This window comes from Pseudomonas sp. 01L34, assembly GCF_056400265.1.
This window is the reverse complement of sequence record NZ_JBFTSX010000003.1, coordinates 456,165-475,003: the sequence shown is the minus strand read 5'-3', so window position 1 is coordinate 475,003 and position 18,839 is coordinate 456,165. Positions and strand designations below refer to the sequence as shown.

The 18,839-nt window shown below is 58.5% G+C and carries 17 protein-coding genes; 3 read left to right on the top strand and 14 right to left on the bottom strand.

What is annotated here, in order from left to right:
- Positions 1-134 precede the first annotated feature (134 nt).
- The 4 genes from AC1DQM_RS10745 to AC1DQM_RS10730 all read right to left on the bottom strand — a co-directional run bounded on the left by AC1DQM_RS10745 (position 135) and on the right by AC1DQM_RS10730 (position 5,022).
- Complete coding sequence (locus AC1DQM_RS10745) at positions 135-1,229, bottom strand: polyamine ABC transporter substrate-binding protein (RefSeq protein ID WP_018928634.1); 1,095 nt, start codon at positions 1,227-1,229, stop codon at positions 135-137.
- 182 nt (positions 1,230-1,411) lie between these two features.
- Positions 1,412-2,776 (bottom strand): aspartate aminotransferase family protein, encoded by a 1,365-nt coding sequence (locus tag AC1DQM_RS10740; protein ID WP_018928633.1) that lies wholly within the window; start codon positions 2,774-2,776, stop codon positions 1,412-1,414.
- A gap of 72 nt (positions 2,777-2,848) precedes the next feature.
- Positions 2,849-4,207 carry a glutamine synthetase family protein gene (locus AC1DQM_RS10735; protein ID WP_138866469.1) on the bottom strand — a complete coding sequence of 453 codons (1,359 nt, stop codon included), beginning with the start codon at positions 4,205-4,207 and terminating at the stop codon, positions 2,849-2,851.
- 38 nt (positions 4,208-4,245) lie between these two features.
- Positions 4,246-5,022, bottom strand: a complete 777-nt coding sequence (locus AC1DQM_RS10730) for a gamma-glutamyl-gamma-aminobutyrate hydrolase family protein (protein WP_064621023.1) — start codon at positions 5,020-5,022, stop codon at positions 4,246-4,248.
- Positions 5,023-5,300: 278 nt separating this feature from the next.
- Here AC1DQM_RS10730 and AC1DQM_RS10725 point away from each other — a divergent pair, with 278 nt between their 5' ends.
- Positions 5,301-6,677: a glutamine synthetase family protein gene (locus AC1DQM_RS10725; protein ID WP_018928630.1), complete on the top strand. Its 1,377-nt coding sequence runs from the start codon at positions 5,301-5,303 to the stop codon at positions 6,675-6,677.
- Positions 6,678-6,936: 259 nt separating this feature from the next.
- Positions 6,937-7,572 carry a TetR/AcrR family transcriptional regulator gene (locus tag AC1DQM_RS10720; protein ID WP_064621024.1) on the top strand — a complete coding sequence of 212 codons (636 nt, stop codon included), beginning with the start codon at positions 6,937-6,939 and terminating at the stop codon, positions 7,570-7,572.
- Between the two features lie 95 nt (positions 7,573-7,667).
- On the opposite strand, the gene AC1DQM_RS10715 is transcribed toward AC1DQM_RS10720, so the two are convergent.
- The 9 genes from AC1DQM_RS10715 to AC1DQM_RS10675 form a co-directional block, all read right to left on the bottom strand.
- Positions 7,668-7,883: a TOBE domain-containing protein gene (locus tag AC1DQM_RS10715; RefSeq protein ID WP_003229256.1), complete on the bottom strand. Its 216-nt coding sequence runs from the start codon at positions 7,881-7,883 to the stop codon at positions 7,668-7,670.
- Between the two features lie 34 nt (positions 7,884-7,917).
- Entirely contained in the window at positions 7,918-8,724 is an 807-nt protein-coding gene (gene ssuB, locus AC1DQM_RS10710; RefSeq protein ID WP_138866470.1) for an aliphatic sulfonates ABC transporter ATP-binding protein, read from the bottom strand.
- Entirely contained in the window at positions 8,721-9,503 is a 783-nt protein-coding gene (gene ssuC, locus AC1DQM_RS10705) for an aliphatic sulfonate ABC transporter permease SsuC (RefSeq protein ID WP_428635441.1), read from the bottom strand. Before ssuC ends, ssuB begins: the two co-directional genes overlap by 4 nt.
- A 9-nt stretch (positions 9,504-9,512) precedes the next feature.
- Positions 9,513-10,661, bottom strand: a complete 1,149-nt coding sequence (ssuD, locus tag AC1DQM_RS10700) for an FMNH2-dependent alkanesulfonate monooxygenase (RefSeq protein WP_018928626.1) — start codon at positions 10,659-10,661, stop codon at positions 9,513-9,515.
- A 25-nt stretch (positions 10,662-10,686) separates the two neighbouring features.
- Complete coding sequence (locus AC1DQM_RS10695; RefSeq protein ID WP_138866471.1) at positions 10,687-11,652, bottom strand: sulfonate ABC transporter substrate-binding protein; 966 nt, start codon at positions 11,650-11,652, stop codon at positions 10,687-10,689.
- Between the two features lie 101 nt (positions 11,653-11,753).
- Positions 11,754-12,347 carry an NADPH-dependent FMN reductase gene (gene ssuE, locus AC1DQM_RS10690; RefSeq protein ID WP_018928624.1) on the bottom strand — a complete coding sequence of 198 codons (594 nt, stop codon included), beginning with the start codon at positions 12,345-12,347 and terminating at the stop codon, positions 11,754-11,756.
- A 239-nt stretch (positions 12,348-12,586) separates the two neighbouring features.
- Complete coding sequence (locus tag AC1DQM_RS10685; protein ID WP_018928623.1) at positions 12,587-13,225, bottom strand: peroxiredoxin; 639 nt, start codon at positions 13,223-13,225, stop codon at positions 12,587-12,589.
- A gap of 291 nt (positions 13,226-13,516) precedes the next feature.
- Positions 13,517-14,899 carry an OprD family porin gene (locus AC1DQM_RS10680; protein ID WP_064621027.1) on the bottom strand — a complete coding sequence of 461 codons (1,383 nt, stop codon included), beginning with the start codon at positions 14,897-14,899 and terminating at the stop codon, positions 13,517-13,519.
- A gap of 396 nt (positions 14,900-15,295) precedes the next feature.
- Positions 15,296-16,636, bottom strand: a complete 1,341-nt coding sequence (locus AC1DQM_RS10675) for an OprD family outer membrane porin (RefSeq protein ID WP_477746149.1) — start codon at positions 16,634-16,636, stop codon at positions 15,296-15,298.
- A gap of 188 nt (positions 16,637-16,824) precedes the next feature.
- Between AC1DQM_RS10675 and AC1DQM_RS10670 the strand changes: the two genes are divergently transcribed.
- The gene (locus tag AC1DQM_RS10670; protein WP_477746148.1) at positions 16,825-17,130 is read left to right on the top strand and encodes a hypothetical protein; all 306 of its coding nucleotides are present in this window, start codon (positions 16,825-16,827) and stop codon (positions 17,128-17,130) included.
- Positions 17,131-17,405: 275 nt separating this feature from the next.
- Here AC1DQM_RS10670 and argA read toward each other — a convergent pair whose 3' ends face one another.
- Positions 17,406-18,704 (bottom strand): amino-acid N-acetyltransferase, encoded by a 1,299-nt coding sequence (argA, locus tag AC1DQM_RS10665; RefSeq protein WP_019580550.1) that lies wholly within the window; start codon positions 18,702-18,704, stop codon positions 17,406-17,408.
- Positions 18,705-18,839: the final 135 nt, after the last annotated feature.

The following is an 18,839-nucleotide window of genomic DNA, read 5'->3' as shown; positions in this document are numbered from 1 at the left end:
TTCCAGCAAACTTTATGAAGATCCTGTAGCAGCGGCCGCAGGCTGCGTTCAACTGCGAAGCAGTTGTGCTGTCGAAAAGCGGAGGTCCTTCGGACCTCAACGCAGCCTTCGGCAGCTGCTACAGGGTTTATTACTTATTTACCGGATTTGATCTTGGTCCAGCTGCGGGTCAGTTCACGCTGGGTTGCGGCTGGCAAATCAGCGATCGCATACAGCTTGGCCTGTACTTCAGGAGTCGGATAGATGCCCGGATCCGAAGTGATGTCCTTGCTCACATACTGGGTGGCTTCAGCATTACCGTTAGGGAAACGCACAGCGTTGGTGATGTCAGCCATTACTTTCGGTTGCAGCAGGTAGTTCATGAACTTGTAGGCCCCCTCGACGTTTTCCGCATCCTTGGGGATTGCGACCATGTCGTAGAAGCTGCCAGCGCCTTCTTTTGGAATGGCGTAGCTGACTTTCACCTTGTCACCGGCTTCGGCAGCACGGGACTTGGCTTGCTGGACGTCACCCGAATAGCCGACGGCTACGCAGATGTTGCCGTTGGCCAGGTCCGAGATGTACTTCGAGGAGTGGAAGTAGGTGATCGAAGGACGAATCTTGAGGAACAGCTCCTCGGCTTTCTTGATGTCTTCTTTCTTCTGGCTGTCGGTTGGCAGACCCAGGTAATGCAGGGCGACCGGCAGCATTTCGGTAGGCGAATCCAGGAAGCTCACACCGCAGCCCTTGAGCTTGGCAATGTTTTCAGGCTTGAGCAGGGTGTCCCAGGAATCGATCGTGTCGACGCCCAGTGCTGCCTTGACTTTCTCGGGGTTGTAACCGATCCCGATCGAGCCCCACATGTAAGGGAAGGCGTGTTTGTTGTCCGGGTCACTGACGGAAACCGCTTTAAGCAGTGATTTGTTCAGGTTGCCGTAGTTGGACAGCTTGGACTTGTCCAGCTCCCGGTAAACACCGGCCTTGATTTGCTTGGCGAGGAAGTTGTTCGACGGTACGACAACGTCGTAACCGGACTTGCCTGCCAGCAACTTGGCTTCCAGGGTTTCGTTGCTGTCGAATACGTCGTACACCACCTTGATCCCGGACTCTTTTTCGAAGTTCGCGATGGTGTCCGGTGCGATGTAATCGGACCAGTTGTACACGTGCAGCACTTTATCGTCGGCCTGAACGGCGCCCGCCATCACGCCCATCAGGGACATGGCGAGGAGGGTCTTGCCAGTTATCTTCATACCTAATGCCTTCATGGGTAATGCTCCAGTTTTTCTTTTTAACCACGTGCTCAGCGGCCTGTTACAGGGCATCCGAACAACCGTTAGTCTGGCAAGATCCAAGGCAGGCTTTCAAGGAAAGCCCCATCCTTTGTTTGCACTGAGCGAAGTGCAGACAATGCACCTCGCTCAGAGCCTAGCACTTAGCCCTGCAACGCACTCAGGGTCAGGTCCAGGCACTTGCGCGCCTTGGTCACCAACTCGTCGATTTCAGCCGGTGTAATCACCAGTGGCGGAGCAATGATCATGGTGTCGCCAACGGCGCGCATGATCAGGCCGTTGTCGAAGCAGAACTGCCGGCAGATCATGCCGACGCCCTTGCCTTCGTAACGTTTGCGAGTGGCCTTGTCCTGAACCAGCTCGATAGCCCCCAACAGACCGACCCCACGCACTTCCCCCACCAACGGGTGATCGTTCAGTTCCCGTAGACGCTTTTGCAAATAAGGTGCCGTTTCTGCCCGCACATGCTCGACAATTTTCTCATCGCGCAGGATGCGGATGTTTTCCAGCGCCACCGCCGCGGCCACCGGGTGCCCGGAATAGGTGAAACCGTGGTTGAAATCACCACCTTCGTTGAGCACCTCGACCACATCGTCATGCACGATCAGGCCACCCATCGGGATGTAGCCGGACGTCAGACCTTTGGCGATGGTCATCATGTGGGGCTTGAGGTCGTAGAAATCGGTACCGAACCACTCACCGGTACGACCGAAACCGCAGATCACCTCGTCGGCCACGAACAGGATGTCGTACTTGGCGAGGATTTCCTTGATGCGCGGCCAGTAGCTGTCTGGCGGAATGATCACGCCGCCGGCGCCCTGGATCGGCTCGGCAATAAAGGCACCGACGTTGTCGACGCCGATTTCCAGAATCTTCTCTTCCAGCTGATTGGCCGCCCAGATACCGAACTCTTGTGGCGTCATGTCACCGCCTTCACCGAACCAATACGGTTGGGCGATGTGGACGATGCCCGGGATCGGCAAATCGCCCTGTTCGTGCATGTACGTCATGCCACCCAGGCTCGCGCCGGCCACGGTGGAGCCGTGATAGCCGTTCTTGCGACTGATGATGACTTTCTTCTTCGGCTGGCCCTTGATCGCCCAGTAGTGGCGAACCATCCGCAGCATGGTGTCGTTGCCTTCAGAACCGGAACCGGTGAAGAACACATGATTCATGCCTTCAGGCGCGATTTCAGCGATGACCTTGGCCAGCTCCAGCACCGGCGGGTGAGCGGTCTGGAAGAACAGGTTGTAATAAGGCAGTTCGCGCATTTGCTTGGCGGCGGCATCGGCCAGTTCATCGCGACCATAGCCGATCGCGACGCACCACAGACCGGCCATGCCGTCGAGGATCTTGTTGCCTTCGCTGTCCCAGAGGTAAACACCCTTGGCATTGGTGATGATCCGCGGGCCTTTCTCTTTCAGCTGCTTGAAGTCGCTGAACGGGGCCAGGTGGTGATCATTGCTCAGGGTTTGCCATGCACGGGTTTGCGGGTTGTTGCTGGTCATGCGAATTCTCCTTGGATTGCAGTGACGGCGCGACGTCAGAGGGCAATCACGCCCCTTGTCGCTCCCGGCGCATCAGACGGCGAAGAGCAGGAACTCCCGCTCCCACGAACTGATCACGCGCTTGAAGTTTTCATGCTCGGCCCGCTTGACCGCGACGTAGCCTGTGATGAATTTCTTGCTCAGATACTTTTCGATGGTCTTGCTGTTTTCCATACGATCCAGCGCGTCTTCGATGGTTAACGGCAGGCGCAGATTGCGCCGCTCGTAACCACGCCCCACCACCGGGGCACTCGGGTTATGCCCTTCGAGCATCCCGATCAGGCCGCACAACAGGCTGGCGGCGATGGCCAGGTAAGGGTTGGCGTCGGCACCCGGCAGACGGTTTTCCACCCGACGGTTCTGCGGCCCGGCATCCGGAACCCGCAGGCCCACGGTGCGGTTCTCTTCGCCCCACTCCACGTTCACCGGTGCCGAGGTATCCGGCAGGAAGCGGCGGAACGAATTGACGTTGGGCGCGAACAGCGGCAGCAACTCAGGGATGAATTTCTGCAAACCGCCGATGTGATGGAGGAACAGCTGGCTCATGGTCCCGTCTTCATTGGAGAAGACGTTTTTGCCGGTCTCGATGTCGATGATGCTCTGGTGCAAATGCATGGCACTGCCCGGCTCGCCAGTCATGGGCTTGGCCATGAAGGTCGCCGCCACGTTGTGCTTGAGTGCGGCTTCTCGCATGGTGCGTTTGAACACCAGAATCTGGTCGGCCAGGGACAGGGCATCGCCGTGACGGAAGTTGATTTCCATCTGCGCAGTGCCGTCCTCGTGGATCAACGTGTCGAGGTCCAGCTCCTGCAATTCGCACCAGTCGTAGACGTCTTCGAACAACGGGTCGAATTCGTTCGCCGCTTCAATGGAGAACGACTGGCGACCGGTTTCCGGACGACCGGAACGGCCAATCGGCGGTTGCAACGGGTAGTCCGGGTCATCGCTGCGCTTAGTGAGGTAGAACTCCATTTCCGGCGCCACGATCGGCTGCCAGCCGTGGTCGGCGTAGAGTTTCAGTACCTTCTTGAGCACGTTGCGCGGCGACAGCTCGATCGGGTTGCCCTGCTTGTCGTAGGTGTCGTGGATCACGATGGCGGTGGGTTCGATGGCCCAGGGCACCAGGAACACGGCGTTCTGGTCGGGGCGGCAGACCATGTCGATGTCGGCCGGGTCGAGCAGCTCGTAATAGATGTCGTCTTCGACATAGTCGCCGGTCACGGTCTGTAACAGAACGCTTTCGGGCAGGCGCATGCCTTTTTCGGCGATGAACTTATTGGTCGGCGAGATCTTGCCCCGGGTGATGCCGGTCAGGTCGCCAATCATGCATTCGACTTCTGTGATCTTGTGGTCTTTCAACCAATCGGTGAGCTGGTCGAGGTTGTTACTCATAAATGCCTCTTAGGCTTGAGTTTCCTGACTTTTATAAGTCAGGCGTTGTTTGACGCATCGGCGTCGCGTTGTAATGCGCGCTTGCGGCAGGCATCGCCAAATGCCTGGAAAATCGCAAGGTAGTCAGGATTCAAGCTTACCTGCCATTCGGGATGCCATTGCACGCCTAAAGCAAAAGCTTTGCCTTCGATCACAGAGACCGCTTCGATCAGCCCATCGGGCGCCACAGCTTCCACACGAAGGCCCGGCGCCAGCCGCTCGACGCCCTGACCATGAATCGAGTTGACTTGAATGTCGCTCGCCAGGCCCAGCCCCGCAAGTACACCACCCGGCTGGACGTGCACCGGGTGACTGGGGGCGTACTGCCCTTCGAGCGGCAGGCTGTCGTCTTCACGGTGGTCCATGAAGGGACCGGCCTCGTGGACCTTCTGATGCAGGCTGCCACCGAATGCCACATTCATTTCCTGGAAGCCGCGGCAGATACCGAGCACGGGAACGCCAGCCTCGACAGCGGCGCGGATCAGCGGGAGAGTGGTGGCATCGCGTGCAGAATCATGAGCAGTACCCGGCGCGCTGGCCGGGCCGTTGTAGTGAAACGGTTCTATATTAGAAGGAGAGCCTGTAAAAAGAATGCCGTCCAGAGCGTCCAGAATATCGGACGGCGCCAGTCGATCTGCCAGGGATGGAAGAATCAACGGCAGGCCTTTGGCAGCTGAAGCCACGGCGCGTACGTATTTGTCGCCACTGATGTGATAAGCATGCAGACCGATCTGCTTTGAGCAGGCGGTGACGCCGATTAACGGCAGGCGAGACATGAAGCACCCCGGTATTATTGCTGTTATGGGTTTGAATCGAGCTTAGCCTTGTTCATTTTTTTACACAACACCCCCGTAAAAAATACAACACGGCCCGCTCAAGCCCGCGGGAGCCAAGACGTCAGAAGACAAAAATACGCCCCAAAGTGCCTCAAAAAAGCCTTGCGAGCGCTTTTTTAGGGCAAAAAAGGCCTCGCTTGACTTCGGCATGCCGTTCGGGTTGACTGGAATCTGAAAAGATCAATGATTGATATTTTTAACAACAAAGGTGTTGCATCATGTCGGTACCCCCGCGTGCCGTTCAGCTTAACGAAGCGAACGCGTTCCTTAAGGAACATCCTGAGGTTCTGTACGTTGACCTTCTGATTGCGGATATGAATGGTGTGGTGCGCGGCAAGCGCATCGAACGCACCAGCCTCCACAAGGTTTACGAGAAAGGCATCAACCTGCCGGCCTCTCTATTTGCTCTGGATATCAATGGCTCGACGGTGGAAAGCACCGGCCTGGGCCTGGACATCGGCGATGCTGACCGAATCTGCTATCCAATCCCCGACACCCTGTGCAATGAGCCCTGGCAGAAGCGCCCGACTGCGCAACTGCTGATGACCATGCACGAACTCGAAGGTGAACCTTTCTTCGCCGACCCGCGCGAAGTCCTGCGTCAAGTGGTGACCAAGTTCGATGAGATGGGCCTGACCATCTGCGCCGCGTTCGAACTGGAGTTCTACCTGATCGACCAGGAAAACGTGAACGGTCGCCCGCAACCGCCACGCTCGCCGATCTCCGGCAAACGTCCGCACTCGACCCAGGTCTACCTGATCGACGATCTGGATGAATATGTCGACTGCCTCCAGGACATTCTGGAAGGTGCGAAAGAGCAAGGCATCCCTGCCGACGCGATCGTCAAGGAAAGCGCCCCGGCGCAGTTCGAAGTGAACCTGCACCACGTGGCCGACCCTATAAAGGCCTGCGACTACGCGGTGCTGCTCAAGCGTCTGATCAAAAACATCGCCTACGACCATGAGATGGACACCACCTTCATGGCCAAGCCTTATCCAGGCCAGGCGGGTAATGGTCTGCACGTCCACATCTCGATTCTTGATAAAGATGGCAAAAACATTTTTGCCAGCGAGGATCCCGAGCAGAACGCCGCACTGCGTCACGCGATCGGCGGTGTGCTCGAGACCCTGCCGGCGCAGATGGCTTTCCTCTGCCCGAACGTCAACTCCTACCGTCGTTTCGGCGCGCAGTTCTACGTGCCGAACTCGCCGTGCTGGGGCCTGGACAACCGCACCGTGGCGATTCGCGTACCGACCGGCTCCTCCGATGCCGTGCGCATTGAACACCGTGTGGCTGGCGCCGATGCCAACCCGTACCTGCTGATGGCCTCGGTCCTGGCCGGCGTGCACCACGGCCTGGTCAACAAGATCGAGCCGGGCGCGCCCGTGGAAGGCAACAGCTACGAGCAGAACGAGCAAAGCCTGCCGAACAACCTGCGCGATGCACTGCGCGAGCTGGACGACAGCGAAGTCATGGCCAAGTACATCGATCCGAAATACATCGATATCTTCGTCGCCTGTAAAGAGAGCGAGCTGGAGGAGTTCGAACACTCCATCTCCGACCTCGAATACAACTGGTACCTGCATACCGTGTAAACGGTTGCCGTAAAAACAACGCCGCCGGCCTTACCGCCTGCGGCGTTTTTTTATGGCCAACCACTAAACATTGTGGCGAGGGGGCTTGCCCCCGTTGGGCTGCGTAGCAGCCCAACGGGGGCAATCTCGTTGTATCAGGGATACCGCGTTAGCTGGATTGGGGACTGCTGCACTCCAACGGGGGCAAGCCCCCTCACCACGGGGTATGGATCATCTCTGTGCTCTGCGTACAATGCCTGCTGCCCTGCAGGAGACTTCAATGACCCGACTCGCCACCCCACGCAAACCCCGCGCACGCAGCCAGGCCCGGATCGACTCGATACTCGATGCCGCCCGCACGCTGCTGGCCGCCGAGGGCGTGGCCAGTCTGTCGATCTACAGCGTCGCTGAACGCGCAGAGATCCCGCCCTCCTCCGTCTACCACTTTTTCGCCAGCGTGCCGGCCCTGCTCGAAGCCCTGACCGCCGACGTCCACGCCGCGTTCCGTGCTTGCCTGCAAGCGCCCATCGACCACCACGCCCTCAACGGCTGGCGCGATCTGTCGCGACTGGTGGAGCAACGCATGCTCGACATCTACGACGAAGACGCCGCTGCCCGCCAACTCATCCTCGCCCAGCACGGCCTGACCGAAGTCACCCAGGCTGACCGCCAGCACGACATCGAACTCGGCGACCTGATGCACAAACTGTTCGACCATCACTTCGAGCTGCCAAAGCTGCCGACAGATGTCGATGTGTTTGCCCTGGCCATGGAGCTGGGAGATCGAGTGTATGCGCGCTCGGTGCAGCAACATGGGCAGATCACGCCGCGCATGGCTGAAGAAGGGATGCGGGTGTTTGATGCCTACCTCGGGCTGTATTTGCCGCCGTACCTGCCCAAGCGCGTAGCGCTTTAAAAGATCGCGGCCTTCGAATACACCACCACTACCACTGCACGCATAAAAAACCCCGAAGGGCTCACACCCTCCGGGGTTGTTGTTGGCGCACGCACTTACAACTTGGCGATCGACACCTCGGTGGATTTCACAAACGCGATCACTTCGCTGCCGACCACCAGTTCCAGCTCTTTCACCGAACGAGTGGTAATCACCGAAGTGACGATGCCGGAGGCAGTCTGCACGTCGATTTCCGAGAGGACGTCGCCGAGCACGATTTCCTTGATCGAGCCTTTGAACTGGTTACGAACGTTGATGGCTTTGATAGTCATGATGTTGATTCCTGTCGTTGGATGAGTTTTTACGTTATTGAGCCCAGCGCAATTGCGTGGGCAATGGTGAAACAGGTTCCGGTTCCGGCGGTTGGCCGGGTACCGACAGCACGCGGTTGAGCACTTCGGTTTCCAGCGCCGCCAGCCGATGGGAGCCGCGAACCCGAGGGCGCGGCAATTCCACTGCCAGGTCGAGGCCGACTTCGCCCTCTTCAATCAGAATCACCCGATCGGCAATCGCCACCGCCTCACTGACGTCGTGGGTCACCAGCAACACGGTGAAACCGTGCTTCTGCCAGAGCCGTTCAATCAGTTGCTGCATTTCAATACGGGTCAGGGCATCCAGTGCCCCCAGCGGTTCGTCGAGCAACAGCAGGCGCGGTTGATGGATCAGCGCGCGGGCCAGGGCTACGCGTTGCTTCTGGCCACCGGACAGCGCCGCCGGCCATTCGTGGGCGCGATCCGCCAGGCCGACCGACTCCAACGCTTCCAGTGCTTGCGGCCGCCAGTTGCCCTTGAGCCCGAGCCCGACGTTGTCGATGACCTTCTTCCACGGCAGCAACCGCGCTTCCTGAAACATCAGCCGGGTGTCTCCCCGGGCATCACTCAGCGGCGCGGAGCCAGCAAACAACTCGCCAGCCGTAGGTTTGTCGAGACCGGCGAGCAAGCGCAACAAGGTGCTTTTGCCACAACCGCTGCGCCCGACCACCGCCACAAACTGCCCGGCAGGAATGTGCAGGTCGATTTCACGCAGCACTTGCCGCGAACCGAAGGTCTTTTGCAGCTTGCGCACTGCCAGCGGGATTCCGCGCAGCAGGCGTGGAGGTTGTTGAGCCGTCATGCGGCACCTCCCTTGGCAACCTGATAGGCCGGATGCCAGCGCAGCCACACGCGTTCAAGTCCACGGGCCGCGAGATCAGCGAGTTTGCCGAGCACGGCATACAAAAGAATCGCCAGCACCACTACGTCGGTCTGCAAGAACTCCCGGGCATTCATTGCCAGGTAACCGATGCCGGCGTTGGCAGAGATGGTTTCGGCGACGATCAGGGTCAGCCACATGAAGCCCAGGGCAAAACGCACGCCGACCAGAATCGAAGGCAGCGCACCCGGCAGGATCACCTGACGGAACAGGCTGAAACCGGACAGGCCATAACTGCGGGACATTTCCACCAGCGCCGGATCGACGTTGCGGATGCCGTGGTACGTGTTGAGGTAGATCGGGAACAACGTGCCCAACGCCACCAGGAAAATCTTCGCCGACTCATCGATGCCGAACCACAGGATCACCAGCGGGATCAGCGCCAGGTGCGGTATGTTGCGGATCATCTGCACCGAACTGTCGAGTAGGCGCTCGCCCCACTTCGACAGGCCGGTGATAAAGCCCAGCGCCAGGCCAATGCCGCCGCCGATGGCGAACCCGAGTGCCGCGCGCCAGCCGCTGATAGCCAGGTGAGTCCAGATTTCACCGCTGCGGAACAGGCTCACACCGGCTTCGATCACCGCGATCGGTGCCGGCAGAATCCGCGTCGACAACCAGCCCGCCGACACCGACAACTGCCATACCGCCAGCAACAGAATCGGCAACACCCAGGGTGCGAGGCTGTGGATAGTTTTCTTCATGGCCACGCCTCAGCTCTGGGACGCGGCTTTGGGAAGAATGTCGTTGGCCACCATCTCGCCGAACGGGCTGACGTAACCGGCGCTTTTCGGCAGTTCCGGGCGCTCGATGTCCAGGTGCGGGAACAGCAACTCGGCCACCCGATAGGATTCTTCCAGGTGTGGATAACCGGAGAAGATGAACGTATCGATGCCCAGATCGGCGTATTCCTTCACCCGAGCGGCCACGGTCGGACCATCGCCGACCAGCGCCGTACCGGCCCCGCCGCGCACCAGACCGACACCGGCCCAGAGGTTGGGACTGACTTCCAGGTTGTCGCGACTGCCGCCATGCAAAGCGGCCATGCGTTGCTGGCCGACCGAATCGAAACGCGCCAGAGAAGCCTGGGCGCGGGCAATGGTGTCATCGTCCAGATGAGAGATCAGTCGATCCGCCGCTTGCCACGCCTCGGCGTTGGTTTCGCGAACGATTACATGCAGGCGAATACCGAAGCGCACGGTGCGTCCGAGCTTCGCGGCTTTGGCGCGAACCTGTGCGATTTTCTCGGCAACGGCGGCCGGTGGCTCACCCCAGGTCAGGACCATTTCGACCTGCTCCGCCGCCAGATCCTGCGCCGCTTCCGAAGAGCCGCCGAAATACAGCGGCGGACGCGGTTGCTGGATCGGCGGATAGAGTAACTTGGCGCCCTTCACGCTGATGTGCTGACCGTCGTAATCGACGGTTTCGCCTTCCAGTACCCGGCGCCAGATGCGGGTGAATTCCACCGAGGCCTGATAGCGCTCTTCGTGACTGAGGAACAGACCGTCGCCGGCCAGTTCTTCCGGATCACCACCGGTGACCAGGTTGAACAGCGCACGACCGCCGGACAGACGATCCAGGGTCGCGGCCTGACGCGCCGCCACCGTCGGGGAAATGATCCCGGGGCGCAGGGCGACGAGGAATTTCAACCGCTGGGTCACCGGGATCAGCGAGGCGGCCACCAGCCACGAATCTTCGCAGGAGCGACCGGTGGGAATCAGCACCCCGCCGAAACCCAGACGATCCGCCGCTTGCGCGACTTGTTGCAAGTAACCGTGGTCGACGGCGCGAGCGCCTTCGGCGGTACCAAGGTAATGGCCGTCGCCGTGGGTAGGCAGGAACCAGAAGATATTGAGGCTCATGGAGTGGTCTCCTTGGGGAATCGAATTACGGCGCTTTGGCGACGGCTGCCGGTGGCGTCCAGATCACGTCCTTGATACTCAAGGGCTTGGGAATCAGCTTGAGCTGGTAGAAGCTGTCGGCGATTTTCTGTTGGGCGGCGACCACCTCAGGGGTCAGGAACAGCGCGCCGTAGCCCTGGCGCTTCACCGAAGTCAGGGTGATGTCCGCCGGCAGGCCGAGCAGTGGCGAAACCTGTCGGGTTACGTCCTCGGGATTGGCCCGGGACCATTCACCGACCGCGCGCACTTCTTCCACCAGGGTTTTGATCACTTCAGGATTTTTCTGCGCATAAGGCTTGGTCGCCAGATAGAACTGATGGTTGTCGACGATGCCTTTGCCATCGCGCAAGGTGCGCGCTTGCAGTTGCTGTTCGGCGGCAGCCTGGTACGGGTCCCAGATCACCCAGGCATCGACGCTGCCGCGCTCGAATGCGGCGCGGGCATCGGCGGGCGGCAGGAACACGGTCTGGATATCGGTGTATTTGAGGCCGGCGTCTTCCAGCGCACGCACCAGCAGGTAGTGCACGTTCGAGCCTTTGTTGAGCACGACTTTCTTGCCCTTGAGTTCCTGCACCGATTTGATCGGCGAGCCCTTCGGCACCAGGATCGCTTCGCTGTGGGGCGCTGGCGGTTCATAAGCGACGTAGAGCAGATCGGCGCCCGCGGCCTGAGCGAAAACCGGAGGCGTTTCGCCGGTGACGCCGAAGTCGATGGAGCCGACGTTCAGGCCTTCAAGCAGTTGCGGGCCGCCGGGGAACTCCGTCCATTGCACGTCCACACCTTGGGCGGCGAGGCGTTTTTCCAAAGTGCCTTTGGCTTTGAGCAGCACCAGGGTGCCGTATTTCTGATAGCCGATTCGCAAAGTCTCGGCTTGGGCTTGAGTAATGACGCCGAAGGACACAGCCGCAGCAAACAGAGCGACCAGACCACGACGCAAAATGACAGGGCGCATGGCGCTCTCCTTTTTGCAGTTGGGTTTTGGCTGCACCTGCTTGCCCGTTGGCGGGCCAGTAAGGTGAGTACTTCAAATTCAGATGTTGCTTGAGGGCTGGCTTAAATGCTCCAGCGAGCACTCAACAAACGTTCGTTCAACAGGTTCGGATCGAGCGGCTTGGGCCGGCGAGCCATGGCGCTGTAGAACAGCTCCAGCGATTCATTCAGTCGTTGTGCAAGCTCGGGAGCCAACTGCGCCTGGGCGCTGCCTTCGCCGTAAGCGATCTGACTGTCTACGGCGAAAATCCCGTGGAGCATTTCCTGGGCCTTCAACGCCGACAGCACTGGCTTGAGCGCGTAATCCACCGCCAGCATATGGGCGATGCTACCGCCGGTCGCCATTGGCAGAACCACTTTGTGGGCCAGGGCGCGTTCGGGCAGCAAATCCAGTACGGTTTTCAACGCGCCGGAGAACGACGCTTTGTAAACCGGTGTGGCGATGAGCAGGCCGTCGGCGTTATCAATCTGTTGCAACAGATCGATCACCTTCGGGCTGTCAAAGCGGGCATGCAGTAAATCTTCAGCCGGGAAGTCCCGTACCTGGTAACTCACCACTTCCACACCTTGCTCTTGCAACCAGCGTTTGGAGCGCTCCAGCAACACCCCGGAACGGGAGCGTGGGCTGGGGCTGCCACCGAGTGAGACGACCAGCATTCAGACAATTCCTTGAGCGGTGTTGGCGATTCGCAGCTTGCGATCTCGCGTCGATGGAATGACCTTAACAGGTGATTTATATATCCATAAATCATATTTATTCATTTGGTTATATCTTAAGTGAATATGCTGTTTGTCTTTTTCCGGACAAAAAAACAGGCCGTCGAAACGGCCTGAAAATCCCCTGCCTTGGTAGACATGATCGTTCCCACGCTCTGCGTGGGAGCGATCTTTTGACGTTAACGATTCGGCTGCGGCGTCAGGCGCAGGTACGGTTTCACCGCGCGATAACCCTTGGGAAAACGTCGCTGGATTTCATCTTCGTCCTTGAGCGACGGCACGATCACCACCTCATCACCGTCCTGCCAATTGGCCGGTGTGGCCACCTTGTAGTTGTCGGTGAGCTGCAGCGAATCGATTACCCGCAGAATCTCATTGAAGTTACGGCCGGTACTCGCCGGGTAAGTGATGGTCAGCCGGATCTTCTTGTTCGGATCGATCACGAACAACGAGCGCACGGTCAAGGTGTCGTTGGCATTCGGATGGATCAGGTCGTACAGGTCGGACACTTTGCGGTCCGCATCGGCGAGGATCGGGAAATTGACGATGGCGTTCTGGGTTTCGTTGATGTCCTCGATCCACTTGTGATGCGAATCCACCGGGTCCACGGACAGGGCAATGGCTTTGACGCCGCGCTGGGCGAATTCATCCTTGAGCCTGGCGGTGAAGCCCAGCTCGGTGGTGCACACCGGCGTAAAGTCTGCCGGATGGGAAAACAGCACGCCCCAGCTATCGCCCAGCCATTCGTGGAAACGGAGGGTGCCGGCGCTGGAATCCTGTTCGAAATCGGGGGCGATATCGCCAAGTCTGAGGCTCATGGTGCTGCTCCTGGTGAGTGCTTGTTGAGCTCAACTGTGCCTGCGTTCCAACTTAATTAAAAAGAATAAATATCAATTTATTTAGATCATAAAGAAATATTAAAGATCTGTTCACTGGACCTGATCCGCCATCGAGACGAACATCGATCCCAAGGTTCGAGAAGGCCTTGAGTTGTTGCAAAAAGGGAACTTCAAGGAGGGTTTACGGGGGTGAGCCCGCCTTGAAAACACAAAAGCCCCGCCCGGCGTGATGCCGGGCGGGGCTTTTTTTCGTCGGTTATGCGAGCGCTATTACAACAGCGGGATCGAGTAGCTGACGATCAGACGGTTTTCGTCCTGGTCGCGCTGACCTGGGATGTCGTTGCGCCACATAGCGTTTTTCCAGGTGAGGCCCAGGTTTTTCAACGGGCCTTCTTGTACTACGTACGCCAGGGTCAGGTCGCGTTCCCACTCGGAACGGCCAGTTGCGTTGACGCTAGTCTGAGCTGCCCCCACTTTACCGGTTGTGTCGATGTTATCGCCACGCAGATAAACCATGCCCGCAGTCAGGCCTGGGACGCCGACTTTGGCAAAATCGAACGCGTAGCGAGCTTGCCAGGTACGTTCGCCAGCACGGGCAAACTTGGCGATCTGGCTGTCGGTAGTCAGGTAAGCCGACGAGCCATCACCCTGGTTCAGCCAAGGGAAGTCGCTATTACCATTGCTGACCTGGTAACCGCCGCCGAAGGTGTGACCGGCAACCGAGTACAGGAAAAGACCGCTATACAGGTTATTGTCGACTTTACCTTTGGTAATGCCGGTTCCGTAGTCACCTGTAGTGAAATAGGCAGAGTCATGGCCGTTGGCGCCATCGTTACGGCTGTTGAAGTAACGGAAGTCAGACTTCAGTACACCTGGACCAATCGACCAGTTGTGAACCAGACCCAGGAAGTGCTGCTTGTAGAAATCTTCCAGGTTGCCGTAGTAGTACTGGGCGGTCAGGTCCTTGGTGATTTTGTAGTCGCCACCGCCATAGATGAACTTGTTGCTGTCACGACCGGCAGCAGTGTGAGCGTTGGCACCAGCGATCGACAACTCTTCGTTGTTGCTGGAGTTACGCCCCTTGGCGTGCTCGATCTGACCGCCGACCAGTGTCAGGTCTTTGATTTCGTTCGAGGTGATCTGACCGCCCTGGAAGGTTTGCGGCAGCAGACGACCGTCGTTGGTCACGATCACCGGCAGTTTTGGCTGCAGGGTACCCAACTTCAATTCGGTTTGGGAAATCTTGGCTTTGGCAGTCAGGCCCAGGCTGGAGAAGTTATCAACCGCTTTGCCGTTGGACTCACTTGGGAAAACAGTGCCGCCGTAAGAAGTCGAAGTGGCGCCGTTAGTACCGCCACCGGTGTCCAGACGCACGCCCAACAGGCCGATGGCATCGATACCGAAGCCGACAGTGCCTTGGGTGTAGCCGGAAGTGAAGCGCAGATCGAAACCTTGGCCCCATTCTTCGTTCTTGCTTTGAACGCCGTTGGCCTTGACCTTGGCGGTACCCGCGTCGGAATCGCGGTTATCGGTGTTGATGTAGAAGTTACGCAGCCCCAATGTAGCCTTGCTGTCTTCGATGAAACCGGCGGCGCCTGCCTGCTGCGCCAAAACCCCTACGGCCACAGCCAGGGCCAAGGTGGACTTGTTCATTGTTTCGCTCCTCTCATTTCTAATTCTGGGTTCCTGGTCCTGGTCGAGTGCCCGGATCCAAAGATGCGCAATGAGCGCCGGGTGGTCAGCCCCCTTGTTTTTGCCGACATGACAAACCAAAAGATTTATTGCAGTATTTTTTAATGCCATTTAGGCATATATATCCATGCCGGGACATAAGGTATCGGCTCATGAACCAATTCCTTGATCTTCAAAATCGGGGGGTGCTGAATCCGATACTCGTGTCGCTGCCAATGAGTACCTGATGGATTCATTTTATAGACTTGGGTAAAAAACAAAAAAGAATAAATAATCAACTTAAGCTATTTTTTTGGAATATAAAAAAACACACCAAAAAAAACCTCGCCAACAGGCGAGGCTTTTTTTTGAGGGTTATTACAGGAAGCTGTAGGTGTAGTTGAAGATCAGACGGGTCTGGTCTTGGTCAGCGGTGCTGGTATTACCGCTGTAAGTACCGTGACGCAGAGTCGTGCCAAACCCTTTGAGTGGGCCCGTTTGAATCACGTAGTCCACACGCGCGTCGGTCTCGTGCTCATTCAGGTCTTTACCCACGCCGTTGGTTGCCTTGATGTCTCGGCCATCGAGGTAAGCAATCGAAGCTTTCAAACCTGGCACGCCCAGTGAGGCGAAGTCATAGGAGTACTGACCGTACGTGGTGTTTTCACCGGCACGGATGAAGCTGCCCACGGTGGCGTCGGTGAACGAATAGAAGCTGGCGCCACCGGCACCTTCTTGACGACCTTTGCTATCGATCAGGCTGCCCTGGTTCAAGAAGACAAAGCCGCCGTCATCGCTGACACGCTGATGACCAAGCAGGAACGCGCTGCCACCCAGGGTGTAGGTGAACGTCGCGCTCCAGGTCTTGTTATCGACCTCGCCTGGATTCTTGGCGTAGCCATTGTTGTTGTTGAAGCGGTAGCCGACGTCGCCGTTCTTGCCATCGGAGCTGCTGTCGAAATAACGAATATCAGTCTTGAACGACTGGTTCGGGGCGATCGGGTAGACGTGCACCAGGCCGAGGAAGTTCTGCTTGTAGTAGTCTTCCAGGTTCGCGTAGTAGTACTGCAGCGTGAGGTCTTTGGTGACTTTCCAGTCAGCACCGGCGTAACGGAACTGGTTGCTGTCCTGAGTACCGCCAGCCACTGCCAGGCCAGTTCTGTTGGAGGAGGCGCGACCCGACGCGTGCTCCAGTTGACCCAAGTTGAAGGTCACATTGTCAATTTCCTTCGAGGTGATGGTGCCACCATCAAAGGTCTGCGGCAGCACACGGCTGTCGTTCGCGATCAGGATCGGCAAGTTAGGTGCCAAAGCGCCACCCAAGTGGGCCTCGGTCTTCGAGAAGCGCGCCTTGACGTTGCCATCCAGACGACTCCACTCGTCGGCGGACCTGTCGCCGTCGCTCGGGAAGAAGGAGTTGCTGTTACCGAGCGGGTGATGTCCCCTGCCGCCATCCAGATGGATGCCGACCAGTGCCTGGGCGTCGATACCGAAACCAACGGTACCCTGGGTGAACCCGGACAGGTAATCGAACTTGAGACCCTCAGCGGTTTCTCGCTGACGGTTTGCAGCTCTATTGTCGCCTTCACGGACATCGGCGTCGTAATACATGGTCCGGGAACTGACGGAAGCCTTGCTATCTTCCAGGAAACCCGCTGCGCCTGCCTGCTGCGCCAAAACCCCCACGGCCACAGCCAGGGCTAAGGTGGACTTATTCATGTTTCGCTCCTCTCGTTTTCTAATTTTTGTGTTCTTTGGTCTTGGGTCGAGAGCCCTGGATCCACAGATGCGCGATTAGCGCCAGACCGTGACTGCCAAGTCAATCGTAACCATGTATGTCTACGACCAAGGTCTAACGTCGAATATTGAGTCCCTGCCGGCGGCTCATCGAACCGGATATAACGGCATTGGCCCAAAAGCTAATTCCTAAAGGGTATTTACCAGCCTTTTTTTTATTCCCATTGGCTTTGGCACATCCCGTACGCGTCAATCCCTATCGAAAAGGCGACGCCATCATGGCTAAACGCGCACTATCTAGTCAATTTGTTACAGTTTGTGTATCGCTAATATTTTCTCTTTCCACTCAGGCGACGACGCTCGCGTTCGGCTATCAAACCGGCGTCCCCCCCCCACCGCAGGCCTTCGAGCCGACGGCGATTCGAGAAACCATAGGCCATAAAGTCGATTGGCGTCGTTTCAATCGCGGTTCGTAAGTGGTCAGCGCCGCGCAGCAGACCGCGGTGCGTTGGCGGCACGACGAAGACGATTGGAGAGATGGCGAAGTTCTTGCGGGAGCAAGGGAGGGTAGAAACGGTGCTGCCGGATTATTCGCCGTATGTCAGCGCCAAATACGTCACTGAGTGATGATCGTTCCCACGCTCTGCGTGGGAATGCCTCTTCGGACGCTCTGCGTTCGGCTCTCGATGGAACGCGGAGCGTCCCGGGTTGCATTCCCACGCGGAGCGTGGGAACGATCACAGCCACTCAGTCAGAGGGCTTTTTCGAAGATCTTCGAATTACGCTGATAGTTGTACAGCGACGCCCGCGCCGACGGCAGGCGATCGACGCTGCTCGGCACGAAACCTCGCTCACGGAACCAGTGGGCGGTCCGGGTGGTGAGCACGAACAGGGTTTTCAGGCCCTGAGCCCGGGCGCGGGTTTCGATGCGCTCCAGCAATTCATCACCGCGACCACCATGGCGGTATTCCGGGTTCACCGCCAGGCACGCCAGCTCCCCCGCATCCGAATCGGCAATCTGATACAGCGCCGCGCAGGCGATAATCATGCCTTCACGCTCGACCACACTGAACTGCTCGATCTCACGCTCCAGCACCTCGCGGGAACGGCGTACCAGAATGCCCTGCTCTTCCAGCGGGCTGATCAAGTCCAGCAAACCGCCGACGTCCTCGATGGCCGCCTCGCGCACCACCTCGAATTGCTCCTGGGCCACCAGCGTACCGCCACCGTCACGGGTGAACAGTTCGGTCAGCAGCGCGCCGTCTTCGGCGTAGCTGACGATATGACTGCGCGCCACACCGCCCCGACATGCCTCAGCGGCCGCATCCAGCAGCTCGGCCTGATAGTTGCTGCCCAGGCGTTGCAGGTGTGCCGGCACTTGTTGCGGACGCAACTCGCGAACCAGACGACCCTGTTCATCCAGCAGACCGAGCTCGGCGCCGAACAGCAGCAACTTGTCTGCGCCCAGGTCGATGGCCGCGCGGGTCGCGACGTCTTCGCAGGCGAGGTTGAAGATTTCGCCGGTCGGCGAGTAACCCAACGGCGACAACAGCACGATGGAGCGTTCGTCCAGCAGGCGATTGATGCCCTTGCGGTCGACCCGGCGCACTTCGCCGGTGTGGTGATAATCGACACCTTCGAGCACGCCGATCGGCCGCGCAGTGACCAGATTGCCGCTGGCCACCCGCAGGCGCGAGCCCTGCATCGGCGACGAGGCCATGTCCATGGACAACCGCGCTTCGATGGCAATGCGCAGTTGGCCGACCGCATCGATCACGCACTCCAGCGTCGCCGCATCGGTGATGCGCATGCCGTGGTGGTAGTGCGGGGTCAGGCCGCGAGCAGCGAGGCGGGTTTCAATTTGCGGACGCGAACCGTGAACCAGCACCAGTCGCACGCCCAGGCTGTGCAGCAGCACCAGGTCGTGGACGATATTGCCGAAGTTCGGGTGCTCCACACCGTCGCCGGGCAGCATGACGACGAAGGTGCAATCGCGGTGGGCGTTGATGTAAGGCGAAGCGTGACGAAGCCAATTGACGTATTCGGGCATGAACCTGGGCCTGTAATAAATAGCAGCCGAAAAAAGAGTAACGCAGTAAACGCACAGCGGGCTGATGGTTATCGTCGGAACAGGCTTGGCGACACGCGCGCTCTCCTCATAAGTACGGGTAGTGACACTGGCAAT